This window comes from Kitasatospora sp. NPDC059795, from assembly GCF_042732175.1.
Taxonomy (GTDB): Bacteria; Actinomycetota; Actinomycetes; order Streptomycetales; family Streptomycetaceae; genus Kitasatospora.
Map to the genome: position 1 here is coordinate 47,794 of NZ_JBHWID010000015.1, position 24,155 is coordinate 71,948.

Annotated in this window: 26 protein-coding genes; 22 read left to right on the top strand and 4 right to left on the bottom strand. The window is 74.6% G+C overall.

Going from position 1 to position 24,155, the window contains the following annotated elements:
• Positions 1-90: 90 nt before the first annotated feature.
• From ACFV4P_RS27120 to ACFV4P_RS27200, 17 genes are all read left to right on the top strand, one after another.
• Complete coding sequence (locus ACFV4P_RS27120; protein WP_380475365.1) at positions 91-1,368, top strand: FKBP-type peptidyl-prolyl cis-trans isomerase; 1,278 nt, start codon at positions 91-93, stop codon at positions 1,366-1,368.
• A gap of 60 nt (positions 1,369-1,428) precedes the next feature.
• Entirely contained in the window at positions 1,429-1,800 is a 372-nt protein-coding gene (locus ACFV4P_RS27125; RefSeq protein WP_030913967.1) for an FKBP-type peptidyl-prolyl cis-trans isomerase, read from the top strand.
• A 118-nt stretch (positions 1,801-1,918) separates the two neighbouring features.
• Positions 1,919-2,893: a helix-turn-helix transcriptional regulator gene (locus ACFV4P_RS27130; RefSeq protein ID WP_380475367.1), complete on the top strand. Its 975-nt coding sequence runs from the start codon at positions 1,919-1,921 to the stop codon at positions 2,891-2,893.
• Between the two features lie 26 nt (positions 2,894-2,919).
• Positions 2,920-3,855 (top strand): YafY family protein, encoded by a 936-nt coding sequence (locus ACFV4P_RS27135; protein WP_073809511.1) that lies wholly within the window; start codon positions 2,920-2,922, stop codon positions 3,853-3,855.
• Positions 3,852-4,082, top strand: a complete 231-nt coding sequence (locus tag ACFV4P_RS27140) for a hypothetical protein (RefSeq protein WP_073808620.1) — start codon at positions 3,852-3,854, stop codon at positions 4,080-4,082. Before ACFV4P_RS27135 ends, ACFV4P_RS27140 begins: the two co-directional genes overlap by 4 nt.
• 15 nt (positions 4,083-4,097) lie before the next feature.
• A complete protein-coding gene (locus ACFV4P_RS27145; protein WP_380475369.1) occupies positions 4,098-4,253 on the top strand; it encodes a hypothetical protein in 156 nt (51 codons plus the stop codon).
• A 147-nt stretch (positions 4,254-4,400) separates the two neighbouring features.
• Positions 4,401-4,661, top strand: a complete 261-nt coding sequence (locus tag ACFV4P_RS27150) for a twin-arginine translocase TatA/TatE family subunit (protein ID WP_380475371.1) — start codon at positions 4,401-4,403, stop codon at positions 4,659-4,661.
• Between the two features lie 59 nt (positions 4,662-4,720).
• Entirely contained in the window at positions 4,721-5,629 is a 909-nt protein-coding gene (gene tatC / locus ACFV4P_RS27155; RefSeq protein WP_380475373.1) for a twin-arginine translocase subunit TatC, read from the top strand.
• A gap of 140 nt (positions 5,630-5,769) precedes the next feature.
• Positions 5,770-6,957, top strand: a complete 1,188-nt coding sequence (locus ACFV4P_RS27160; protein WP_380475375.1) for an NAD(P)/FAD-dependent oxidoreductase — start codon at positions 5,770-5,772, stop codon at positions 6,955-6,957.
• A 145-nt stretch (positions 6,958-7,102) separates the two neighbouring features.
• Positions 7,103-7,411: a (2Fe-2S)-binding protein gene (locus tag ACFV4P_RS27165; protein WP_380475377.1), complete on the top strand. Its 309-nt coding sequence runs from the start codon at positions 7,103-7,105 to the stop codon at positions 7,409-7,411.
• Positions 7,392-8,798, top strand: coding sequence for an FAD-dependent oxidoreductase (locus ACFV4P_RS27170; protein ID WP_380475379.1), 1,407 nt, complete (start codon positions 7,392-7,394; stop codon positions 8,796-8,798). The genes ACFV4P_RS27165 and ACFV4P_RS27170 overlap by 20 nt, the downstream gene beginning before the upstream one ends.
• A gap of 42 nt (positions 8,799-8,840) precedes the next feature.
• Positions 8,841-9,779, top strand: coding sequence for a dihydrodipicolinate synthase family protein (locus ACFV4P_RS27175; RefSeq protein WP_380475381.1), 939 nt, complete (start codon positions 8,841-8,843; stop codon positions 9,777-9,779).
• 87 nt (positions 9,780-9,866) lie between these two features.
• Entirely contained in the window at positions 9,867-10,874 is a 1,008-nt protein-coding gene (locus ACFV4P_RS27180) for a proline racemase family protein (RefSeq protein WP_380475383.1), read from the top strand.
• Between the two features lie 186 nt (positions 10,875-11,060).
• A complete protein-coding gene (locus ACFV4P_RS27185; RefSeq protein WP_380475385.1) occupies positions 11,061-12,443 on the top strand; it encodes an aldehyde dehydrogenase family protein in 1,383 nt (460 codons plus the stop codon).
• 96 nt (positions 12,444-12,539) lie between these two features.
• Positions 12,540-13,547 (top strand): proline racemase family protein, encoded by a 1,008-nt coding sequence (locus ACFV4P_RS27190; protein ID WP_380475386.1) that lies wholly within the window; start codon positions 12,540-12,542, stop codon positions 13,545-13,547.
• Positions 13,544-14,458, top strand: a complete 915-nt coding sequence (locus ACFV4P_RS27195; protein WP_380475388.1) for an ornithine cyclodeaminase family protein — start codon at positions 13,544-13,546, stop codon at positions 14,456-14,458. The genes ACFV4P_RS27190 and ACFV4P_RS27195 overlap by 4 nt, the downstream gene beginning before the upstream one ends.
• An 88-nt stretch (positions 14,459-14,546) precedes the next feature.
• Positions 14,547-15,230 carry a GntR family transcriptional regulator gene (locus ACFV4P_RS27200; protein ID WP_380475390.1) on the top strand — a complete coding sequence of 228 codons (684 nt, stop codon included), beginning with the start codon at positions 14,547-14,549 and terminating at the stop codon, positions 15,228-15,230.
• Between the two features lie 199 nt (positions 15,231-15,429).
• Here ACFV4P_RS27200 and ACFV4P_RS27205 read toward each other — a convergent pair whose 3' ends face one another.
• Positions 15,430-16,068 carry a flavin reductase family protein gene (locus tag ACFV4P_RS27205; RefSeq protein WP_380475392.1) on the bottom strand — a complete coding sequence of 213 codons (639 nt, stop codon included), beginning with the start codon at positions 16,066-16,068 and terminating at the stop codon, positions 15,430-15,432.
• A gap of 65 nt (positions 16,069-16,133) precedes the next feature.
• Here ACFV4P_RS27205 and ACFV4P_RS27210 point away from each other — a divergent pair, with 65 nt between their 5' ends.
• On the top strand, positions 16,134-16,841 hold the full coding sequence (locus ACFV4P_RS27210; RefSeq protein WP_380475394.1) for an ArsR/SmtB family transcription factor: 708 nt from the start codon (positions 16,134-16,136) through the stop codon (positions 16,839-16,841).
• A gap of 836 nt (positions 16,842-17,677) precedes the next feature.
• Here ACFV4P_RS27210 and ACFV4P_RS27215 read toward each other — a convergent pair.
• Positions 17,678-18,376, bottom strand: a complete 699-nt coding sequence (locus ACFV4P_RS27215) for an ABC transporter ATP-binding protein (RefSeq protein ID WP_380475396.1) — start codon at positions 18,374-18,376, stop codon at positions 17,678-17,680.
• A gap of 32 nt (positions 18,377-18,408) precedes the next feature.
• Positions 18,409-19,395 carry an FtsX-like permease family protein gene (locus tag ACFV4P_RS27220; protein WP_380475398.1) on the bottom strand — a complete coding sequence of 329 codons (987 nt, stop codon included), beginning with the start codon at positions 19,393-19,395 and terminating at the stop codon, positions 18,409-18,411.
• Between the two features lie 245 nt (positions 19,396-19,640).
• Between ACFV4P_RS27220 and ACFV4P_RS27225 the strand changes: the two genes are divergently transcribed.
• The 4 genes from ACFV4P_RS27225 (at position 19,641) to ACFV4P_RS27240 (ending at position 23,217) form a co-directional block, all read left to right on the top strand.
• Entirely contained in the window at positions 19,641-20,933 is a 1,293-nt protein-coding gene (locus ACFV4P_RS27225) for a sensor histidine kinase (RefSeq protein ID WP_380475399.1), read from the top strand.
• On the top strand, positions 20,930-21,571 hold the full coding sequence (locus ACFV4P_RS27230) for a response regulator transcription factor (protein WP_073808597.1): 642 nt from the start codon (positions 20,930-20,932) through the stop codon (positions 21,569-21,571). Before ACFV4P_RS27225 ends, ACFV4P_RS27230 begins: the two co-directional genes overlap by 4 nt.
• A gap of 84 nt (positions 21,572-21,655) precedes the next feature.
• Complete coding sequence (locus ACFV4P_RS27235) at positions 21,656-22,246, top strand: helix-turn-helix domain-containing protein (RefSeq protein WP_380475401.1); 591 nt, start codon at positions 21,656-21,658, stop codon at positions 22,244-22,246.
• Complete coding sequence (locus ACFV4P_RS27240; protein WP_380475403.1) at positions 22,243-23,217, top strand: hypothetical protein; 975 nt, start codon at positions 22,243-22,245, stop codon at positions 23,215-23,217. Before ACFV4P_RS27235 ends, ACFV4P_RS27240 begins: the two co-directional genes overlap by 4 nt.
• Here the strand turns inward: ACFV4P_RS27240 and ACFV4P_RS27245 are convergent.
• Entirely contained in the window at positions 23,196-24,068 is an 873-nt protein-coding gene (locus ACFV4P_RS27245) for an NAD(P)H-binding protein (RefSeq protein WP_380475405.1), read from the bottom strand. The genes ACFV4P_RS27240 and ACFV4P_RS27245 overlap by 22 nt on opposite strands.
• Positions 24,069-24,155 lie beyond the last annotated feature (87 nt).

Sequence of the window (24,155 nt, forward strand, 5' to 3'; positions counted from 1 at the left end):
GCCGGACCGACCGGCTCTCATGCCGACCTGCCATACTGCTGCCCCGCACCAGTGGTACACGCGTCGTCGGGCGAGATGAATTGGGGAGTCATGTCTGAGAAGCCGTCGAGCCCGGACGAGGCCGACAACAACGGGCAGCGCCGGCCGGGAGGAGACCGCGAGTCGATCCTCGTCCCCGCCGAGATGCTGACCCAGGCCGGCTGGGACCCGCAGTCGGCCCCGGCGCCCGGCGCCGGGGACAAGGGCGACGAGGCGCCGCAGGTCTTCGCCTCCACCCAGCGCAAGGCCGACACCTCCGAGGCCGGATACAACGAGGACCCGGGCAGCTCCGGCCGCCTCGGCGCGATCCTCGGCACCGTGCTCGCGGTCCTGCTGATCGGCTCCGCGATCACCATGTACCAGGTCAACAAGGGCGACGACAAGCCCGCCGCGAAGTCCGACGCGGCCAAGCCCGCCGCCACCGACTCGCCGAGCCAGGAGCCCGTCCCGCCGATCAAGGACAGCGCCAAGGCGCTGCCCACGGTCACCGGCGACTTCGGCACCAAGGCCAACATCACCGTGCCGCAGGACAAGCCGGACGGCACCTTCGTCGTCAAGGAGCTCTCCGCGGGCAGCGGTCCGAAGGTCGAGAAGGGCAACTGGGTCTCCATCGACTACACCGCCCTGGACTGGAACACCGGCAAGGAGATCCCCGGCTCGTACGGGGACAAGGGCGGCAAGCCGCAGCTCTTCCAGGCCGAGGCCGGGAAGCTGATCCCCGCGCTGGACAAGGCCGTCAGCGGCCACAAGGCCGGCAGCCGGGTGCTGGTCGTCGCCCCGCCGGCCGCCGCGTTCGGCGCCCAGGGCAACACCCAGCTCGGCATCGGCGCCACCGACAGCCTGGTCTTCGTCCTGGACATCCGGCAGGCCACCGCGCCCGACGCGGTGCTCAGCGGCGAGATGACCGCGCCGCCGGCCGACATGCCGCAGGTCAAGGACAACGGCAAGAAGCCGTTCGACATCATCCCGGTGCCCGGCGCCGCCGACCCGACCGAGCTGAAGTCGCACGTCCTGATCCAGGGCAAGGGCCGCAAGATCGAGTCCGGCGAGAAGGTCGTCGTCCAGTACACCGGCGCGCTGTACAAGGACGGCAAGAAGTTCGACTCCTCGCTCGACCGCAACCAGGCGTACAGCTTCGCCACCGGTGCGGGCAGCGTCATCGAGGGCTGGGACAAGGGCATCGTCGGCCAGAACATCGGCAGCCGCATCGAGCTGGTCATCCCCGCCTCGCTGGCCTACAAGGACCAGGCCAGCAACGGCATTCCGGCGAACTCCACGCTGGTGTTCGTGATCGACATCCTGGACGCCGGCGTCGGTGGCGAGGACTGACCGGCCGCCGCTTCTGTTTAGGATGAGCAGCGTTCACGCAACCGAACGAGAAGAGCAACAGTGAGCCTGACCAAGCCGGAGATCGACTTCCCGGGCGGCGACGCCCCGACCGAGCTCCAGATCCGCGACATCGTGGTCGGCGACGGCGCCGAGGCCAAGGCCGGCGCGGTCGTCGAGGTCCACTACGTCGGTGTCACCTTCGCCTCCGGCGAGGAGTTCGACGCCTCCTGGAACCGCGGCCAGACCTTCCGCTTCCCGCTGGGCGGGGGCCGGGTCATCAAGGGCTGGGACCAGGGCGTCGAGGGCATGCGCGTCGGCGGCCGCCGCGAGCTGGTCATCCCGCCGCACCTGGCGTACGGCAACCAGTCCCCGAGCCCGCTGATCCCGGCCGGCTCCACCCTGATCTTCGTGGTGGACCTGCTGGGCGTCTGACCTCGGACGCACCACCGAACCCCCGGCTGCGCACGCAGCCGGGGGTTCGGCTTTCGCCGAGCGTGTCCGGACCGGTACGGTCAGGCGGGTCACCCCCCGATCGGAGGAAAGGTCAGCGATGGCGATCGCCAAGGCAGAGCGGCTGATGAACCTCGCCCTGTGCCTGATGAACACCCGGCGTCCGCTCTCCAAGAAAGAGCTGCGCGAATCCGTCGAGGCGTACAGAGAGGCCTGGCAACAGGGCTCCGAGGACGCCTTCAACCGGATGTTCGAGCGCGACAAGGACGACCTGCGCGAACTCGGCCTGATCATCGACGTGGACGAGAACGCGTTGGACGGCGAGGTGGGCTACCTCGCCCGCCGCGACCGCAACCGCCTCCCCGAGATCGCCCTGGACGCCGAGGAGGCCGCCGCGCTCACCCTCGCCGCCCGGGTGTGGCAGCAGGCCAAGATGTCCGGCGCGGCCAGCGGCGCCCTGCAGAAGCTGCGGGCCGCCGGCGTGCCGTTCGCCGAGGAGCGCGAGCACGGTGCGCTGGAGCCGCGGATCCCCGGCCGGGAGGCCGCGTTCGAGCCGCTGCTCACCGCCGCCCGCGACCGGCGGCCCGTCACGTTCGAGTACCGCAAGGCCGGCGCCGCCAGCGCCGAGCCGCGCTCGGTCGAGCCGTGGGCGCTGGAGTGCTGGCGCGGCCACTGGTACCTGGCCGGCTTCGACCGCGACCGCGGCTCCGCCCGGGTGTTCCGGCTGTCCCGGATCACCGGCAAGGTCCGCTCCCGGGCCGGCGCGTTCACCGGCGACGTCCCCGAGCACGTCGACGTGCGCGCCGTGGTCGCCCGGTTCGCGGGCGAGGGCGCCACGGCCGTGGCGGTGGTGCGGATCCGGCGGGGCGCCGCGTACCCGCTGCGGCAGCGGGCGCTGGACACCCGGCCGGTGGACGCCGACTGGGACGAGCTGGACATCCCGTACGGCAACGGCCTGGGCGCCGACCTCGCCGAGTACGGCCCCGACGTCATCGTGATCGGCCCCGAGGACCTGCGGGCCGACGTCATCGACCGGCTGCGCGCCGTCGCCGGTCTCGCGGAGGTTGCACAGTGAGTAACGCGATCGACCAGACGCGGCGGATGCTGTCGCTGGTCACCTACCTGCGCGAGCGGCCCGGGGCCGAGGTGGCCGAGGTGGCGCGGGCGTTCGGGATCACCGAGCGCGAACTGATCGGCGACCTCAACGTGCTGCCGATGTGCGGCACCTCCTTCCGCGGCGGCGACCTGCTCGACATCGACACCGACGGCGAGCGGATCTGGTGGCACAACGTCGACGACGTCGCGCAGCCGCTGCGGCTGGCCGCCGACGAGGCCACCGCGCTGCTGGTCGCCGCCCGGGCCGTCGCCGGGCTCCCCGGCCTGCGCGAGCGGGACCGGCAGGCGCTCACCCGGGCCGTCGCCAAGATCGAGGACGCGGCCGGCGAGAGCGCCGAGTCCGCCGCCCGGATCGGCGTCACCTTCGAGGCCGAGGGCACCGTCTTCGCCGACATCGACCGGGCGCTCAGCGAGGGCCGGCTGATCTGGCTGCGCTACTGGTCGCACGGCCGCGGCGAGCTCACCGAGCGCGAGGTCGACCCGATCCGGCTGGTCACCGAGGGCCACACCTACCTGGAAGGCTGGTGCCGCACCTCCGAGGACCGGCGGACCTTCCGGCTCGACCGGATCGCCGAGATCAAGGTCCTCGACGAGCCCGCGAACCCGCCCCGGCTGCAGCCCCGCGACCTGTCCGCCGGCCTGGTCGCGCCCGCCGCCGACGACCCGCAGGTCGTGGTCGAGGTCGGACCCGGCGGCCGCTGGGTCGCCGAGTACTACACCCACGACAGCGCCGAGGAGCTCCCCGACGGCGGCCTGCGGATCACCCTGCGCTCCGCCGAACCGTCCGGGCTGCGCACGCTCGCCCTGCGGCTCGGGCGGGACGGCCGGATCACCGCCCCGCCGCAGCTCGCCGAACAGGCCCGCACCGCCGCGCTGGCCGCGCTGGAGCACTACCGGGACGGACAGGTCCGAACCACGTGACCGAGGGCACCAGATTCAAGGTGTACTGCTCGCAGTGCCGGGAGAAGGTCGAACTCCCGGCCGAGGAGTTCCGGCTGGCGCTCGGCGCCAGCCGGGAGCGCACCTTCTACAGCTTCACCTGCCCGGCCTGCGGAGCGTCCGTCCGCAAGATCGCCGGGGAGCGGATCGTCGCCGCGCTCACCGCGGCCGGCGTGCACACCATGCGGCTGCTGCCGGTGGACGGATAGGAAAGGCCCCCGCACATGAACTGGACCCTGGTCGGCGCCGTCCTGCTGTCCACCGCCGGGCTGCTGGTGCTCGGGGTGCTCGCGGTCCGGCTGTGGCTGGACGCGCGGGCGCTGACCCGTGAGGTGGACGGGGCGGTCGCGGCGTTGCAGCGGGCCGCCGAGAAGGGCTGAGCGCGCGGGGGCCCGGGTCGCCGGTGGTGGGGACCGGGTTCCCGGCGCGACACCCCGAGCGGCTACCATCGCCCGCAGAGGGGGAGCTCTGCCTCCCTGGATCTCCCGGACCTCCTGGATCTCCCGGACAAGGAAGGTGGTGCTGCGATGCGGATCCTGACACACCCCGCCTCGTTGCTGATCGTCGTGGTCTTCGCCGTGCTGCTGTTCGGCGGCAAGCGGCTGCCCGACGCGGCGCGGGGGCTCGGGCGGTCCCTGCGGATCCTGAAGAGCGAGGGCAAGGCGCTGCGCGGCGAGTTCACGGCCGGTGCCGCCGGCACGCCCGCCGCTCCACCCGCTCCCGCCGCCGAGCCGGAGCGGGTGGTCAAGACCGCTCCCGGCGCCTCCCGCACCGACCGGGCGGCCTGAACCGCAGGGCTGCCCCGCACCACTCCGACCACTGACGAGCGCACGATTCGAGGACCGGGTTGAGCAAGACGACCAAAGCGCCCAAGGACCCTGAGGGGCGGATGGCGCTGGCCGACCATCTGCGGGAGCTGCGCAACCGGCTGGTCAAGTCGCTGCTGGCGATCATCGTGTTCACGATCGCCGCGGCGTTCTACAGCAGGGAGCTGGTGCACTTCCTGATCGAGCCGCTGCCGGCGTGCGGCCCGGGCGGGGAGCTGCCCGAGGGCATGAAGCACTGCGTGGAGATCTCCACCATCGGCCTGACCACGCCGTTCACCATCGCGTTGAAGGTCAGCCTCACGGCCGGTGTGGTGGCCGCCACCCCGGTCTGGCTGTACCAGCTGTGGAAGTTCGTTTCGCCCGGCCTGCACCGGCACGAGAAGCGCTACTCGGTCTCGTTTCTGGCGCTCGGCACCCCGCTGTTCCTGGCGGGCGCGGTGCTCGCGTACGTGATCATGCCGACCACCGCGATGATGCTGATCAGCTTCATCGCGGACGGCGTCAAGGCGATCGTGCCGGTCGAGACCTACCTGGACCTGATCACCCGCATGGTGCTGGTGTTCGGCCTGGGCTTCGAGCTGCCGCTGTTCCTGGTCATGCTGAACCTGATCGGGGTGCTCTCCGGCAAGCGGCTGCTGGGCTGGTGGCGGGCCATGGTGATGGGCATCACCGTGTTCGCGGCGTTCGCCACCCCGTCCGCCGACCCGCTGTCGATGCTGGCGCTGGCCGCGCCGATCTGGATGCTGTACTTCCTGGCGGTCGGCGTCGCGCTGCTCAACGACAAGCGCAAGCTGGCCCGCAACCCCGACGCGCTGCTGAGCGACGAGGAGGCCTCGGAGGTCGACCTGACGGTGGACGCCGTCGAGGACGCGGAGGCGGTGGGCGCGGCGGAGCCGGTGCAGGCGGCGCGGCACGACGACATCACCTGATCGCGCTCCTGCGGATCGCCGTGCGGACGGCCTCGGACCTGACGGTCCGGGGCCGTTCGGCGTTCCCGGGTGCGGCTTTTCGGGCGAGCCGGGAGGGGGTGGGCTTGTCGGTGATTCTGGACATGTGACATATTACTGACGTGTTGAAGCGAACCTCCTACGACGTCGTGGTGATCGGTGCGGGTGTGGTCGGCGCGGCGTGCGCGTATTACGCCGCCCGGGCCGGGCTGCGGGTGGCCGTGGTCGACCGCGGGCCGGTGGCCGGCGGTACCACCGGGGCCGGCGAGGGGAACCTGCTGGTCTCGGACAAGGAACCCGGGCCCGAACTCGACCTGGCGCTGCTCTCCACCGAGCTGTGGCGGGAGCTGGCGGACTCGCTCGGCGAGCAGGTCGAGTACGAGGCCAAGGGCGGTCTGGTGGTCGCCTCCGGGGCGGCCGGGCTGGACGCGCTGAACCGGTTCGCCGTCGAACAGCGACGGGTCGGGGTGGAGGCCGTCGCGGTGGACGGGGCGGAGCTGCGGGAGCTGGAGCCGCACCTCGCCGAGGGACTGCCCGGCGGGGTGCTGTACCCCCAGGACGCGCAGGTGCAGCCCGCGCTGGCGGCCGCGGAGCTGCTGCGGGCCTCCGGTGCGGACCGGTACCTCGGGGAGGCCGTGACGGCGCTGCGGCGCGGCCTGGACGGGTCGATCGCGGGGGTCGTCACCGAGCGGCGCGAGCTCGCCGCGCCCGCCGTGGTCAACGCGGCCGGCACCTGGGGCGGCGCGGTGGCCGAGCTGGCCGGGGTGCGGCTGCCGGTGCTGCCGCGGCGAGGGTTCGTGCTGGTCACGGAGCCGCTGCCGCGGGTGGTGCGGCGGAAGGTGTACGCCGCGGACTACGTGGCGGACGTCGCGTCCGGGTCGGCGGACCTGCAGTCCTCGGCGGTGGTCGAGGGGACGCCCGCCGGGCCGGTGCTGATCGGCGCCAGCCGGGAGCGGGTCGGGTTCGACCGGACGCTGCGCGTGGAGGTGCTGCGGCGGCTCGCGGCGCAGGCCGTCGCGCTGTTCCCGGTGCTGGGGACGGTGGCGGTCCAGCGGGCCTACCGGGGGTTCCGGCCGTACCTGCCGGACCACCTGCCGGCGATCGGGCAGGACGTGCGGGTGCCGGGCCTGTACCACGCGTGCGGGCACGAGGGGGCGGGGATCGGGCTGGCGCCGGCGACGGGGCTGCTGATCGGCCGCCAACTGGCGGGCGAGGACGTCGGGTTCGATCTCTCGCCGTTCCGGCCGGAGCGGTTCGAGGGGGCGGACGAGGGTTCCGGCGGCTCGGGTCCGGCTTCGGGAGCCGAGTAGGTGGCGGCGCTGCCGGCGCCGGTCGGCGCGGGCGGGGGACGGGCGTTGCGCGTGGGGTGCGCGGGCGGCCGGGCGCCGGGCGCCGGCGGTGGGTGTGCGGGGGTTGTCGTGTGCGGTGGTTCGGGGCTGTTTGGGAGGTGTGAGCGTGGATCCGCTCGAATTGGTGGGCGCCGAGCCCGGCTCGGCGCGGTCGATTCTGTTCGACGGGCGGGCGGTTGCGGCGCTGCCCGGGCAGACGTTGGCGGCGGCGTTGTGGGCGGACGGCGTGGTGGCCTGGCGGGTGACGCGGGTCGGCGGGCGCCCCAGAGGGGCGTTCTGCGGGATCGGGCAGTGCTTCGACTGTCTGGCGACCGTGAACGGGCGCCCGAACCAGCGGCTGTGCCTGGTGCCGGCCGAGGACGGCGACGTGGTGACCACGCAGGAAGGGCACGGCCATGGTGAACTCGCGGTCTGAGCGGGTGGGTTACGACCTCGCGGTGATCGGTGCGGGGCCTGCGGGCCTGGCGGCGGCGGACGCCGCGGCCGGGCTGGGGCTGCGGGTGGCGCTGGTGGACGCGGGGTCGCAGCTCGGCGGGCAGTACTACCGGCATCCCGCGCCGGAGCTCGGCGCGGCGCGGCCGGACCGGCTGCACCACGGCTGGCGGACGTTCGAGTGGCTGCGCGAGCGGCTGGGGGCGACCCCGCTGGTGGACCACCTGCCCGGGCACCACGTGTGGGCCGCCGAGCGGAGTGCGGACGGCTGGACGCTGCACGCGACGCGCGGGCCGGAGGGCGGCGACCGGGTCGCCGTCGAGGCCCGGGCCGTACTGCTGGCGACTGGTGCGTACGAGCGTCAACTGCCGTTCCCCGGCTGGACGTTGCCCGGCGTGGTGAGCGCCGGCGGGGCGCAGGCGATGCTGAAGTCCGGCCTGGTGCTGCCGGGGAAGCGGATCGTGGTGGCGGGCAGCGGCCCGCTGCTGCTGGCGGCCGCGTCCTCGCTGACGGCCGCCGGGGCGAAGGTTCCGGCGATCGTCGAGGCGACCGGCTACCTCGGGTACGCCCGCGGGATTCCGGTGCTCGCCGGCAACCCCGGCAAGCTGGCGGAGGGCGCCGACCACGCGCGGCGGCTGCTGCGGCACGGGGTACGGTTGCGGCTGCGGGCCGCCGTCGTCGAGGCGCACGGCAGCGACCGGGTCACCGGCGTCACCGTGGCCCGGCTGGACGCCCGGTGGAAGCCGGTGCCCGGCACCGAGCGGCGGATCGCGTGCGACGCGATCGCCGTCGGACACGGACTCGTCCCGCAGATCGACCTGGCCGTCGAACTCGGCGCGGACACCGTCACCACCGCCGACGGCACCGCCGCGCTGAAGGTGGACGCCCAGCAGCGCACCACCGTGCCCGGACTGTGGGCGGCGGGGGAGACCTGCGGCGTCGGCGGGGCCGACCTGGCGCTCGCCGAGGGCGTGCTCGCCGCCTACTCGGTGGCGCAACGACCGGCTCCGGCCAAGGAGTTGGCGGCGCGCCGGCGGCGGCGGGCGTTCGCCGCGCTGATGGCGGCCGCGCACGCGCCCGGGCCGGACTGGACGGGCTGGGTGACCGACGACACCGACGTCTGCCGGTGCGAGGAAGTCCCGGCGCGGGCCGTCCGGGAGGCCGTCACCGAACTCGGCGCGGCCGACGCCCGCACCGTCAAGCTGCTGACCCGGGCCGGCATGGGCTGGTGCCAGGGCCGGATGTGCGGGCCCGCCGTGGCCTGCCTGTCCGGCGGCCCGCTCGGGCGGCCCGACAGCCGACCGCTGTCCTGTCCCGTTCCGCTGGCCCAGCTGGCCGAGCAGGACGGGTCGTCGGAACTCTCCGAGTAGAGCGTCGGCGAGGGCCTTGCGTCCTCGTCGAGGATTTGTAAAATGTCACACATCATATCGAGGGAGACCCCCGTGACTCGCACCGCCCACGACCCCGCCCGCCCCTGGCGCGGAATCATGGTCGCCACCACCCTGCCGTTCCGCGCGGACGGCGGCGTGGACTACGACGCCTACGCCGAGCACGTCAGCTGGCTGATCGACAACGGCTGCGACGGCGTCGTCCCCAACGGCTCGCTCGGCGAGTACCAGACCCTCACCGCCGAGGAGCGCGCCAAGGTCGTCACCACGGCCGTCGAGGCGGCCGGCGACGGCTCGCGCGTGATGCCGGGCGTCGCCGCCTACGGCAGCGCCGAATCCCGCCGCTGGGCCGAGCAGGCCGGCGAGGCCGGGGCCGGCTCCGTGCTGCTGCTCCCGCCGAACGCGTACCGCGCCGACCACGACGCCGTCCGCGCCCACTACGCCGAGGTCGCCGCCGCCGGCGTGCCGATCGTCGCCTACAACAACCCGATCGACACCAAGGTCGACCTGGTCCCCGCGCTGCTCGCCGACCTGCACGCGGCCGGGCACATCGTCGCCGTCAAGGAGTTCACCGGCGACGTCCGCCGCGCCTACGAGATCGCCGAGCTCGCCCCCGAGCTCGACCTGCTGATCGGCGCCGACGACGTCCTGCTGGAGCTCGCCGTCGCCGGCGCGGTCGGCTGGATCGCCGGCTACCCCAACGCGCTGCCCGCCACCTGCTCCGAGCTGTACCACGCCGCCGTCGCCGGCGACCTGGCCACCGCGCTGCCGCTCTACAAGTCGCTGCACTCGCTGCTGCGCTGGGACTCCAAGACCGAGTTCGTCCAGGCCATCAAGCTCTCCATGGACCTGGCCGGCCGCAACGGCGGACCCACCCGCGCCCCGCGGCTGCCGCTGCGCCCCGAGATCGAGGCCGCCGTGCGCGCCGCGACCGAGAAGGCGCTCGCCGAGGGCCACAAGTAGGCCCTCCCTTCCAAGCACCGGCCCGGACCGGCGACCTCGGGGGCGCACGGTCCGGGCCGGACCACCAGCCGTCAGGAGAACACCGCGATGCGGACCCGCCACGTCTTCCACGCCGTCGACTCGCACACCGAAGGCATGCCCACCCGCGTCATCACCGGCGGCTTCGGCACCATTCCGGGCGCCACGATGGCCGAGCGGCGCACCCACTTCCAGCAGCACCTGGACCACTTCCGCACGCTGCTGATGTACGAACCCCGCGGCCACTCCGCGATGAGCGGCGCGATCCTGCAGCCGCCGACCCGGCCGGACGCCGACTTCGGCGTGCTGTACATCGAGGTCTCCGGCCTGCTGCCGATGTGCGGGCACGGCACGATCGGGGTCGCGACCGTGCTGGTCGAGACCGGGATGGTGCCGGTGGTCGAGCCGGTCACCACGGTGCGGCTGGACACCCCCGCGGGCCTGGTGGTCGCGGAGGTCGCGGTGCGGGACGGGGCCGCGGTGGGCGTCACCATCCGCAACGTGCCGTCGTTCTCCGCCGCGCTGGAGCGCAAGATCGACGTGCCCGGGTACGGGACGGTGACGTACGACCTCGCGTACGGCGGCAACTACTACGCGATCCTGCCGCTGGAGCAGTTCGGGCTGCCGTTCGAGCGGGAGCGGAAGGACGAGATCCTGGCGGCCGGGCTCGCCATGATGGACGCGATCAACGCCTCCGAGGAGCACCGGCCGGTGCACCCGGAGAACCCGTCGATCCACAGCTGTCACCACGTCCAGCTGCTCGCGCCCGGTTCGGACGCGACGCACTCGCGGCACGCGATGGCGATCCACCCCGGGTGGTTCGACCGTTCGCCGTGCGGGACGGGGACCTCGGCGCGGATGGCGCAGCTGCACGCGCGGGGCGAGCTGGCGATCGGGGCGGACTTCCGCAACGACTCCTTCCTGGGGACGACGTTCATCGGGCGGCTGGTGGAGGAGACCACGGTGGCCGGCCTGCCCGCCGTCGTGCCGACCGTCACCGGGCGGGCCTGGGTGACGGGGACGGCGCAGTACTTCCTCGACCCGACGGACCCGTTCCCGGCGGGGTTCCTGCTGTAGCGCGCGTGGGGTAGTGGGGGATGGGGGAGTGAGCAGGCGGGTGGGACCGGGGTACGGGCGGCGGCGCGGGTTCGTGGCGTGCGACTCGGCGGAGTCGGGCGTGGCGTCCGTCCTCCGTGCCCCGATTCGACCCGCCTGCTCGTTCGGCTGTACCGGCGGTTCTTCTAGTGAGAGGTTTTTCTGATCGTGAGCACCATCGACTCGTACAACCCGGCTTCGCCCGAGGATCTCGTCGTCTCGGCAACGGCCGTGGGAGCCACGGGAGTTGAGGAGGCGATCGCGCGGGCGCGGGTCGCCCAGCGGGAGTGGTGGGCGCTCGGCGCGGCCGGGCGGTCGGCTGCGCTCGGGCGGGCCGCGGCGGCCGTGGAGGCGGCGGCCGAGGAGCTCGTCGCGCTGACGGTGCGCGAGGTCGGCAAGCCGCTCGCGGAGGCGCGCGGCGAGGTGGCGCGGACGGTCGCGATCTGGCGGTACTACGCGCAGGCGCCGTTCGCCGCGTCGGGCGAGGTGCACGAGCCGGCCGCCGGGCAGGGCCTGCTGCTGACGCGTCGCCGGCCGTACGGCGTCGCCGGCCTGGTGACGCCGTGGAACTTCCCGCTGGCGATCCCGACCTGGAAGGCCGCGCCCGCGCTGGCCGTCGGCAACACCGTGGTGCTCAAGCCCGCCCCCGAGGCGACGGCGTGCGCGCTGCGGCTCGCCGAGCTGGCCGGGCTGCCGGACGGGGTGCTGACGGTCGTCCCGGGCGGCGGCGAGGAAGGGGCCGCGCTGGTCGGCGGCGTCGACGTCATCTCGTTCACCGGCTCGACGGCCGTCGGCCGACTGGTGGTCGCGGCGGCGGCCGAGCGGGGCATTCCCGTGCAGGCGGAGATGGGCGGGCTGAACGCGGCCCTGGTGCTGCCGGACGCCGACATCGCGCAGGCGGCCGCGCACCTGGCGTCGGCGATCGCCGGATACGCGGGGCAGAAGTGCACGGCGACCAGCCGGGTGATCGCCGTGGGCGACGCCTACGAACCGCTGGCGGAGGCGCTGGCGAAGGCCCTCGGACAGATCCGGGCGGTCGACCCGGCGGGCGCGGGCGCGGTGTGCGGGCCGGTGATCAACCGGCAGGCGCTGGAGCGGCTGACCGACGCCATCGACAGCGCGAAGGCCGCCGGCGCGACCGTGCTGGCGGGCGGGACGCGGGCCGACGACCTCGCGGGCTGGTACCTGGAGCCGACGCTGCTGGAAGGCGTGCCGGGCGAACACCCGCTGGCGAGCGAGGAGTTCTTCGGGCCGGTGGCGGTGCTGATCGGCGCGGCCGACCTGGACGAGGCGATCGCGCTGGCCAACGGGACGCGGCACAGCCTGTCGACGTCCGTGCACTCGCGGAGCCTGGACGTCGCGCTGGCGGCGGCGGACCGGCTGGACGCGGGCATGATCCGGATCAACGCGCCGAGCAGCGGCGTGGACTTCCACCTGCCGTTCGGCGGCGCGAAGGCCGCGTCGTACGGGGCGCGGGAGCAGGGACAGGCGGTACTGGACTTCTACACGGCCTCGCGGACGGTGAGCGTGCTGCCGGCCGAGGAGTACTGACAGCCGCGCCGTCGGCCGGGGCGCGGGCACGCTGCCCGCGCCCCCCGACGGCGACCGTTCCTTGTCCAGTTCCGTTGTCACGTCATGGAGTTGCTGATGAACATCACCACCACCGACTACCACACGGCCGGTGAGCCGTTCCGGATCGTCACCGGGGGGCTGCCGCCCGTGCCCGGGGACTCGGTCGCCGAGCGGCGGGCGATCGTCATCGGGTCGGGCGGCGAGGCGACGGCGCCGCGGCGCAGCGCGCTGGACGACGCGCGGCGCCTGCTGACCCGGGAACCGCGCGGGCACGCCGGGATGTACGGCGGGTTCGTCGTCCCGGCGGACGACAGCGAGGCGCACTTCGGGGTGCTGTTCTGGCACAAGGACGGGTACTCGACGGCGTGCGGGCACGGGACGATGGCGCTCGGCGCGTGGGCCGTGGACACCGGGCGGGTGCCGGCCCCGGACGACGGGACGGCGCTGGTGCGGATCGACGTGCCGTCGGGCCGGGTGAGCGCGACGGTGCACCGGCGGGAGGGCCGGACGACCGCGGTGACGTTCCGCAACGTGCCGACCCGGGTGCTGGCGCGGAAGGTCGAACTGGCCGTCTCCGGCACGACGGTGGCGGTCGACCTCGCCGACTCCGGCGCGGTCTACGCGTCGCTGCCGGCCGCCGCGCTGGGCCTGTCCGTCGTCCCCGACCAGCTGCCCGCGCTGACCGCCGCCGGGCGCGAGATCCGGGCCGCGCTGGAGGGCCACCCCGTGCTGGCCGAGCACCGGGACGGCGTCTACGGCGTCATCCTGTACGACGAGCTGCCCGACACGCCGTCGGGGCCGTACCAGCGCAATGTGACGGTCTTCGCGGACGGGCAGATCGACCGCTCGCCGTGCGGGTCCGGCACGTCCGCCCGGCTGGCGCTGCTCGCGGACGAGGGGGCGCTGTGGCCGGAGCAGATCCTGCGGCACGACTCGATCATCGGGACGGTGTTCACCGGCCGGGTCCGCGGGCAGGAGGCGGGCGGCGTGGTCACCGAGGTCACCGGCACCGCGCACCGCACCGGCGAGCACCAGTTCGTGCTGGACGCCGACGACTCGCTGGGAGCGGGGTTCCTGCTGTGAGGCCGACGCTGGAGTTGACGATCGACCACCAGGCGGCCGTCGAGGCGCTGGAGCGGGTGCTGCTGGCCGGGCTGGACGTGGAGAGCTGCCCGCCGCGGTCGGCGGTGCCGGTGCCCGCCGGGGAGCTGCTGATGATGCCCGCCGCCGCGGGCGGGTTCGCGGGCGTGAAGATCGCCGGGGTGGCGCCCGCCAACCCGGCGGCCGGGCTGCCCCGGATCACCGGCAGCTACCTGCTGCTGGACGGCCCGACCCTGCAGCCGCTGGCCCTGCTGGACGGCGCGGCGCTCACCGCGCTGCGCACGCCCGCCGTCACGGCGCTGGCGCTGCGCGCGCTGGCGCGGCCGGACGCCGCGCACCTGGTGGTGTTCGGCGCGGGACCGCAGGCGTTCGGACACGTGGACGCGCTGCGTGCGGTGCTGCCGCTGGAACGGGTGACGGTGGTGGCACGCCGGGCCGACGCGGCCGAGGAACTGGTGCTCTACGCCCGCGAGTCGGGCCTGGAGGCGGTGGCCGGCGGGCCGGAGGCGGTGGCGGAGGCGGACGTGGTGGTGTGCTGCACCACGGCGCGCACCCCGCTGTTCGACGGCCGGCTGGTGCCGGACGGCGCGGTGGTCGCGGCGGTCGGCTCGCACGAGCCGGACGCGCGCGAGGTGGACGCCGAACTGGTGGGCCGCGCGGACCTGTTCGTGGAGGCGCGGGCGGTGGCCCGGCGGGAGGCCGGGGACCTTCTGATGGCCGGGGCGGCCGAGGAACGGATGAATAATCTGTCAGAACTGGTGACCGGAACGGCTGTTGTCCGTCATGATCGGCCGAGGTTCTTCAAGAGCGTCGGCATGGCCTGGCAGGATCTGGCGGTGGCGGCGGCGCAGTACGACCGCGCGGGAGCCGGCGGAAGTGGATCCGCGACGTAAGCGGATTCGACGGAAACGGATCAAGGCGTTCACTCTCCGCAACGTGACATTGTACAATGGGGCTCTGTTGAAACCCCGGAGGAACGCCATGTCCGACCTGAAGCCCCGCAACCTCATCTCCGTCCAGGAGCGGCTGCGCGACCAGGTCGCCCACGCCCTGCGTGCCGCACTGATCTCCGGCGAGCTGCGCCCGGGCGTGGTGTACTCCGCGCCCGCGCTGGCCGCCGACTTCGGGGTCTCCGCCACCCCCGTCCGGGAGGCGATGCTCGACCTGGCCCGCGAGGGCCTGGTCGAGGCCGTCCGCAACAAGGGCTTCCGGGTCACCGAGCTCAGCGAGCGCGACCTCGACGAGTACACCGAGATCCGCGCGCTGATCGAGGTCCCGACGGTCGGCCGGGTCGCCGGCGTCGCCACCGCCGAACAGCTGGAGGCGCTGCGCCCGCAGGCCGAGGCGATCGTCGCGGCCGCCCGCAAGCACGACCTGATCGGCTACCTGGAGGCCGACCGGCAGTTCCACCTCGACCTGCTGGCCCTGGCCGGCAACACCCGCCTGGTCGAGACCGTCGGCGACCTGCGCAAGCGCTCCCGCCTGTACGGCCTCAACCGGCTCGACCAGCGCGGCGAGCTGGTCTCGTCGGCGGAGGAGCACTTCGAACTGCTGGACGTGCTGCTCACCGGCGACGCCAAGGCCGCCGAGGAGTGCATGACCCGCCACCTCAGCCACGTCCGCCACCTGTGGGCGGAGGGCGAGCAGGGCTCGGTCGGGCGCTGACGGGCGGTTGGGCGCTGACGGGCGGGCAGTCGGGCGGTTGGGCGCTGACGGGCGGTTGGGCGCTGGCGGTTGGGCGCTGACGGGCGGGCAGTCGGGCGGTTGGGCGCTGACGGGCGGTTGGGCGCTGGCGGTTGGGCGCTGACGGGCGGGCAGTCGGGCGGTTGGGCGGTCTGGCAGTCGGGCGGTTGGGCGCTGGCGGTCAGGTGGTGGGGCGGCGGGGTGTGCGGCTGCGGGAGGAGTGGCCGAGCTCCGCGCCCAGGCCGAAGTAGTGGCGGAAGTTGTAGACCAGCGGGCTCCACGCCGCCGGTTCGACGTAGTCGGTGCCGGCGACGGTGATCGACTCGGCTGCGTGCACCCGCAGAACGTGCGCCTCGACGACGAGGAACTCGCCGGTGGCGTCGCTGCGCAGATCTGCGACCCGGGCCTCCAACTGGAGCGGGCACTCGGCGACCCGGGGCGGCGCGACCAGTTCCGCGGGCTGCGGCGTCAGGCCCGCGTGGGCGAACTTGTCGCGGACGAAGTGCGCCGCGTCCGGCCGGCCGGTGGTGTCGCCGAGCCGCTCCACCTGCCGCCACAGCTGCGGGCCGGGGACGTTGATCACCAGCTCGGGGCGGGCGGCGAGGTTGTGGGAGGTCCGGCCGTCCGGGCCGAGACCCAGGACGACGGTGCGGTCCAGCGCCCAGGCGGAGGAGATCGGCGCGAGGTTGACCACGCCGGCGGCGTCGACCGTGCTCAGCAGGACGACCGGCGTGCCGAAGTAGAGGATGTGCGGCTCTATCGCGCGGTGCGGCGCGCCGGTGCGGTGCGGAGCGGCGGTGTGGTGCGTGGTGCGGTGCATGGCGTCGACCGTAGGGCGGGGACGGTTCGGTCCGGACCGAAGTGTCGGCGCGGCACCATGGACGGGTGGACACCCCGCTCAGCGCCCGCCGGCTCGCCGACACCGCCGCCCTGCTCGCCGACCCGACCAGGGCCGCGATCTGCCTCGCGCTGCTGGACGGCAGGGCCTGGACGGCCGGTGAACTCGCCCGGCACGCGAAGGTCGCGGCGCCCACCGCGACCAGCCACCTGAACCGGCTGGTCGGAGCCGGGCTGCTCGCCGAGGAACGCCAGGGCCGCCACCGCTACCTGCGGCTCGCCGGGCCCGCCGCGGCCGAACTCGTCGAATCGCTCGCCCAGTTCGGCGGCGTGGCGGGGGTCGGGGTCGCCGCGGGCTCGCTGCGCGGCGTACGGCGGGGTGGCGAGCTGGCCCGCGCCCGGACCTGTTACGACCACCTGGCGGGGGCGCTGGGCGTCACCGTCACCGAGGCGATGACGGCTCTGGGCCTGCTGGACGACCGGCACGGGCTCGCCCTCACCGCCGCCGGCGCGCACTGGCTGGCAGCCGCGGGCGTCACCGTCGGCCCCGGCCGACGCGCCGCAGTCCGGGCCTGCCTGGACTTCACCGAACGCCGCCCCCACCTGGCCGGCGCGGTCGGCGCCGCGCTGTGCGCGCACGCACTGGCGGAAGGGTGGGTCGAGCGGCGGCCGGACAGCCGGGCGGTGCGGGTGACGGCGGCGGGGGAGCGGGCGTTGGGGGAACTGCTGGGGGTGCGGTGGGAGGCCGCGAGCTGACTTGACGGTGGGCCCGCGACGCTGCGTGAGCGCGGCTGCCGGGTCGGTGGGCGCGGCCGGGGCGGGGGCGAGTTTCGGCGGGTGGTCGGTTGTGGGGGTCGGACGGGGTCTGCGGCGGTGGGGGATGCGCGGCCGGGTGGCCGGGCGGTCGGGCGGACGGGCGGGGTCGGGGCGGTGTCGGCTGTCGGGTCCGGTGGGCGGGGGGCGGACACCGGGCTGTGGCCTGGGCGTTCGGCGAGTGGCTGTCAGGTCCGCCTGCGTGGGGATGCCGAGCCTGGCGCGGCGGTGACGGGTGGGCCGTCGGGGCGGCGTCGGTTGCCGGGGGGCGGGGGCGAGTTTCGGTGGGTGGTCGGTTGTGGGGGTCGGGCGGGGTCTGCGGCGGTGGGGGATGCGTGGCGCGGACGCAGGTGCAGGCGCGGTCGGACGCGGCGTGGGTGGTCGGGCGGGGTCGGGGCGGTGTCGGTTGTCGGGTCCGGTGGGCGGGGGGCGGACACCGGGCTGTGGCCTGGGCGTTCGGCGAGTGGCTGGCGGGTCCGCCTGCGTGGGGATGCCGAGCCTGGCGCGGCGGTGACGGGTGGGCCGTCGGGGCGGCGTCGGTTGCCGGGGGCGGGGGAGAGTTTCGGTGGGTGGTCGGTTGTGGGGGGCGGGCGGGGTCTGCGGGCAGTGGGGATGCGCGGCGCGGACGCAGGTGCAGGGCCGGTCGGACGCGGCGCGGGCGGTCGGGCGGGGCCGGGGCCCGGGTGTTCGGGGAGTGGCTGGCGGGTCGGCCCGGGTGGGGACGCCGAAGTCCGGCGCGGCGGTGACGGGTGGGCCGTCGGGGCCGCGCCGGGGGCGGGTCAGCGGGGGGTGAGGCGGCCGTCGTGCATCTCCAGGGTGCGGTCGGTGCGGGTCAGCAGGTCGCGGTCGTGGGTGACCATGACGGTGGCGGTGTTGTGGGTGCGGGTGATGTCGGCGAGGAGCTCGACGACCTGGGCGCCGCGTTCGTGGTCGAGGGCCGAGGTGGGCTCGTCGACGAGAAGGACCGACGGGTTGCCGAACAGGGCCCGGGCGATGTTCACGCGCTGGCGTTCGCCGCCGGAGAGCTGGTGGGGGCGGCGGCGCTGCTTGGCGGCGGCGAGGCCGACGGAGTCGAGGAGTTCCTCGGCGCGCCGGCGGGCGCGCTCGGGGCGGCGGCCGCGGACGGATTCGAGGACCAGGAGCTGTTCGACGGCGGTGAGCGAGGCCAGCAGGTTGGACTGCTGGAAGACGATGCCGAGGCGCTCGCGGCGCAGCGTCGTCCGCTCCCGGTCGCCGAGCGCGCCGGCGTCCACGCCGTCGACGAGGACCTGGCCGGAGTCCGGGCGCTGCAGCGTCGCGGCGACCGCCAGCAGGCTGGACTTGCCGGAGCCCGACGGGCCCGCGATGGCGGTGAACTCGCCAGGGGCGACCGTGAGTTCGACGTTGTCGAGGGCGACCAGGCGGCTCTCGCCGTCGGGGTAGGTGAGGGTGACGCCGCGCAGCGCGAGGCCGGTGCGGACGGCGGTGGTGGTGGTCATGGCGCGGGCCTTTCGGTGGTCGGGGGCGGCGGTCAGCGGTTGGCGCCGAGGGCGGCGAGCGGGTCGACGGCGGTGATCCGGCGGACCGCGAGGGCCGCGCCCGCCAGGCCGAGCAGCACCATCGCGGCGACCGGCACCGCGACCGTCGACACGCTCACGTCGAACGGCACCGCCGCCGAGGCGAACGCCCCGCCGAGCGCGCCGATCGCCCCGCCGAGCAGCGAGCCCGCCAGCAGCACGGCCGCGGCCTGGGCGAGCGCGTCGCGCACCAGGTAGCCGCTGGACGCGCCGACCGCCTTGAGGACCGCGATGTCGGGGCGGCGCTGCACCGTCCACACCGTGAAGAACGCGCCCACCACGAGGGCGCTGACCGCGAACAGGAAGCCCTGGATCAGCTGCAGGCTGCCCTGCTCGGCCGAGTAGCCGTTGATGCCCGACAGCGCGTCGCCCCGGGAGACGGCCTTCAGGTCGGCGGGCAGGTCGTGCGGGGTGCCGCGCACCGCGAGGGCGGTGGGCTGCTTCTGGCCGGAGACCTGCTGCCAGGTGTCGACGGTCGTCCACACGCTCGGCGCGTGCGACAGGGAACGCTCGGCGGTGACCGCGCTGACCGTCAACTTCTGCGAGCCGAGGGTGACTTGGGAGCCGGGGGAGAGGTGGTGCGCGGAGGCCGTGTCGGCGCCCACGGCGACCTCGCCGTCCTTCGGGGCCGCGCCCGCCGACAGCGGGGGCAGCAGCGCCGCGTCGGTGCCCAGCACGCTCACCGAGGCCGCGCCGTCCGGCGCCGTGAGCCGCGTCATCGCCACGCCCAGCGGGTGGACGGCGGTGGTGCCCGGGGCCGCGGCGACCCGCTCCTGCTGGGCGGCCGTCACCGTGCTGGACGCGAACGACACCTCCGCGTCAGCGCCCGCCGGCGCGCCGAACACCACGCCGTCCGCCGGGAGCTCGGCGACCGTCGAGGACGCGGCCGAGGCCAGCCCGCCGGTCAGGCCGTACAGGAACACCACCAGAGTTGTGATCATGGTGACCACCGCACCCATCAGGGCGAAGCGCCCACGGGCGAAACGGATGTCACGCAAGGCGACGAACACGGGAAACCTTCCGACGGACAGCGGACGAGACCACTCAACCCTCGCGGTTTTCGCCCGCCCTGCCATCAGGGAGACGGCGGACTTCGCACCGTCCGAGAGGTGCAGCCGAAAATCCATCGAACGGTTGATGCCGCGCCGCGCCGACCGGCCGCCCCCGCCCCGTACCCTCGGACAGCGTGCCCCGTACCGAACCGCCCCCCGCCGTCGAACCGCACCGCTCGCCCGTCGGGCCGACGCCCGCGCTGCGCCTGGCCAACCTCGCCGTGCACGGCCTGTTCTTCACCCTGCTCGCGGTACTGCTGGTCCGCGCCGCCGCCGACGGCGCACTCGACGCGGCCGGCTGGGCCTTCGCCGGGGCACTCGCGGCCGCGTACGCCGCCGGCGGAGTGCTGCGCCCGGTGCGCGAATCGCGGGCGATGGGCATCGCCTGGCTGCTGGCGGTCGCCCTGCTGTGGATCGAACTCACCCTGCACCACCCCGAGTTCAGCTACCTCGCGTTCCCGCTGTACTTCGTCTGCCTGCACGCCCTGCCGCCGCGCTGGGCGCTGCCCGCCGTCGCCGGAATGACCGCCGCCGTGATCGCCGCCCAGGCCACCACCCCCGGCGGCCTCACCACCGCCAAGGTTCTCGGCCCGCTCGCCGGCGTCGTCGTCGCACTGCTCACCGCCTACGGCTACGCCGCCCTCTACCGGGAGAGCCGGGCCCGCCAGCAACTCATCGACGACCTGGTCCGCACCCGCGACGAACTCGCCGCCAGCCAGCGCGAAGCCGGCCGCCTCGCCGAACGCCAACGCCTCGCCCGGGAGATCCACGACACCCTCGCCCAGGGCCTGTCCGGGATCGTCCTGATGGCCCGCGAAGCCGCCGCCGCGCTGCCGGACTCCCCGGCGCCCGCCGCCGCACCGCTGCTGCGCGACATCGAACGGACCGCCTCCGCCAACCTCGCCGAGGCCCGCCGCTTCGTCCACGCCCTCACCCCGCCCGCGCTCGACGACACCACCCTCGCCGACGCGCTGCGCCGCCTCGCCGACGGCGCCGACGCCGCCTTCCACCTCGACGGCGAGCCCTACCCGCTGCCCGTCGAGGCCGAGGTCGCGCTGCTGCGCCTCACCCAGGAAGCCCTCGCCAACGCCGTCCGGCACGCCGCCGCCCAGCACATCGCCGTCACCCTCGGCTACCTCGACGACACCGTCACCCTCGACGTCTACGACGACGGCACCGGCTTCGACCCGGCCGGCGCACCCACCCCCGGCTCCTTCGGCCTGCACGGCATGCACGAACGCATCGCCGCGCTCGGCGGCACCCTCACCGTCGAATCCGCCCCCGGCGAAGGCACCGCCGTCGCCGCCACGCTGCCGCTGCGCGCCATCGACCCGCCCGCGTCGCCCGCCGAGGAGCCGAAGGCCCCTCCGGCGCGGCCCGGCGGCGGCACCGCGCTGCGCCTGCGGCTCGCGGGGGTGCTGCGGTGATCCGGGTGCTGGTGGTGGACGACCACCCCGTGGTGCGGCGCGGCCTGCGCGCCATGGTCGACGACCTGCCGGACGTCACCGCCGTCGGCGAGGCCGCAGACGGGGCCGCCGCGCTCGACCTGCTCGCCGCGCTGCCCGCCGAGCAGCGCCCGCACGTGGTCCTGATGGACCTGCAGATGGGCGCCGGCATGCACGGCGTCGAAGCGACCCGCCGGGTCACCGCGCTGCCCGACCCGCCCGCCGTGCTCATCCTCACCACCTACTCCACCGACGCCGACATCCTCGCCGCCGTCGAGGCCGGCGCCACCGGCTACCTGCTCAAGGACGCCCCGCCCGAGGACCTCGCCGCCGCCATCCACGCCACCGCGCGCGGCGAGACCGTCCTCGCCCCGCCCGTCGCCGCCCGCCTGCTCGGCCGCGTCCGGGCCGGCCGCCCCACGCTGTCCCCGCGCGAGGCCGAGATCCTCCAACTCCTCGCCGAGGGGCTGCCGAACCGGCAGATCTCCAAGCGGCTGTTCATCAGCGAGGCGACGGTGAAGACCCACCTGGTGCACATCTACGACAAGCTCGGCGTCGACTCCCGGACGTCGGCCGTCGCGGCGGGCCTGGCGGCGGGGCTGATCCGGTCCGTGGGCTGATCCGGGCCGCTGCGCGAATTCCGGACCGAGTATGGTTTTGTACTCGGTCCAGCGTAGGGTGATCGGATGGTCGGACTGCGGGAAATGAAGAAGGAACGGACCGGGCGGCGGATCGCCGAGCAGGCGCTGCGCCTGTTCGACGAGCGCGGCTTCGAGGACGTGACGATGGGCGAGATCGCCCGGGCCGCCGAAGTGGCCCGGGCGACGCTGTTCGCCTACTACCCCACCAAGGAGGCGCTGGTCCTCGACGGAGTCGCCGGCGACGACCTGGCCGCCGCAGTCGCCGGACGCGCCGACGGACAGAACGCGCTCGCCGCGCTGCGCGCGCACCACCGCGCCCTGGCGGCCGGTCCGGTCGCCGCCGCCGACCTGCTCGCGCTGCTCGCCCGGGTCCGGGTGATCCAGGCCAGCCCCGCGCTGCGGGCCGCCGCCGACAGCCTCCGCTACCGGCAGCGCCAGGCCCTCGCCGACGTCCTGGCCGAGGAACACGGCGAAGCGGCGGGCACGCTGATGGCCGCCCAGATCGCCGCCTCGCTGGCCGTCCTTCAGGAACGCCACTTCGCCCGCCTGGTCGGCGGAGACCCGGACGGGCGGGCGGGCCGCGCTCTGGAGCAGGAGGTCGAACTCGCCTTCGACCTGCTGGAGCGGGGCTTCGCGCAGGCGGAGCGACGATGAGCACGCGCACGCTCGGCATCACCTACGACACCGGCACGTTCGGCGGCGAGCGGCTCACCCGGCGGCACTTCGATCCGGCCCAGGTGCGTCGCGAACTCGCGGTGATCGCCGAGGAGTTGCACTGCCGGGCGGTACGGATCACCGGCGGCGACCCCGAACGGCTGGACGTGGCGGCACAGGTGGCGAGCGAGGTCGGGCTGGAAGTGTGGTACTCGCCGTTCCCCGCGGACCTGCCGCCCGCTCGACTGCTGCCGTTCTTCGCGGACTGCGCGCGGCGGGCCGAGACGCTGCGGTCGGAGGCGCTGCGGCGGAACGGCGCTCCGGTGGTGTTCGTCGCCGGGTGCGAGCTCAGCGTCTTCGCCGAGGGGTTCCTGCCCGGCGCGACGCACCTCGACCGGCTGCACGCCATGACCACCGCCGACCTGGACTGGTGGCTGTCCCTCGGGCCCGTTCCGGAACGGCTGAACGACTTCCTCGGTGAGGTGGCGGCGACCGTTCGCGGGGAGTTCGGCGGCCCGGTCGGTTACGCCGCCGGGTCGTGGGAGCCGATCGACTGTACGCCGTTCGACCTGGTGGGACTCGACGCGTACCGGTCCGGGCAGAACGCCGCCGAGTACCGCGAGCAGCTGCGGGAGGCGCGCAGCCACGGCAAGCCCGTCGCGGTCACCGAGTTCGGCACCTGCGCCTACCGCACGGCCGGCGAGCGCGGCGGGACGGCGTGGCAGGTACCGGCCGACGCCGTGGCCGACGAGAGCGAACAGGTGCGGTACCTGGAGGAGTTGCTCGACGTCTTCGAGGAGGAAGGCATCGACAGCGCCTTCTGGTACACCTACGCCTCCTACGACAAGCCCGGGCCTCGCGACGTGGGCTCCTACGGCGTGGTGCGCCTGCTGGATGACGACGGCGAGCGGTGGGAGCGCAAGCGGGTGTTCGAGGCGATGGCGAAGGCCTACCTGAACGCGGCGACGTAGCGCTGCGCCCAGTCGGCGAAGGTGCGAGGGGCGCGGCCGAGGAGGCGCTCGACGTCCGGGCTGATGCGCCGCTCGGCCGGGGTCGGGTCGCCGAGGATGCTCAGCGTGGTGTCCGCGACCGCCTCCGGCATGAGGCGGAGCAGGTGCGCCCGCGCCTCGTCGCGGGTCAGCTCGACGAAACGGACGGGCTCGCCGAGGGCGTCGGCGAGCGCCTCGGCCTGCCGGCGGGGGGTGGTGGCGGACGGGCCGGTCAGCTCGTAGATCCGGCCGTCGTGGTCGTCGTGGTCGTCGTGGCCGTCGTGGTCGCCGGCTCGCAGGGCGAGTGCCGCGACCTCGGCGATGTCGTCCGGGTCGATGTGCGGCAGGGCGACGTCCGCGAACGGTGCGGCGACCGTCCGGTGGGTGCGGACCGACTCGGCCCAGGCGTACGCGTTGGAGTGGAAGCCGCTCGGCCGCAGGATCGTCCACGCCAGGCCCGACTGCCGCACCGCGTCCTCGAACGCGAGGGCCACCGCTCCGTGGGACTGCGAATCGGGGCGGGTCGCCACGCCCTGCGAGGACAGCAGGACGACGCGCCGGATGCCGGCGGCCTCTGCGACGTCCAGGATGTCGCGGGGGTTGAGCAGGTGGGCGCTCGGGCCGCCGTTCTGCAGGAACAGGGCCTCGGCGCCGTCGAAGACCGCGCGCAGGGCGTGCGGGTCGGCCAGGTCGGCGCGGCGGTGGGGCACGTGGTCCGGGACGTCGGCGGCGGAGATGTTCCGGGACGTCGCGGTCGTCCGCGCACCCGCCGCGGCGAGGATCCGGACCAGCGAACTGCCGACGTTGCCGGTCGCGCCCGTCACTACGATCATGACAACTCCCTTGATGATGTGCCTGGTTGACCCGCCCGGTCGGAGCGGCGCTCCGGGGCGGTGGGAGGACGCTAACAAGGCGGATAC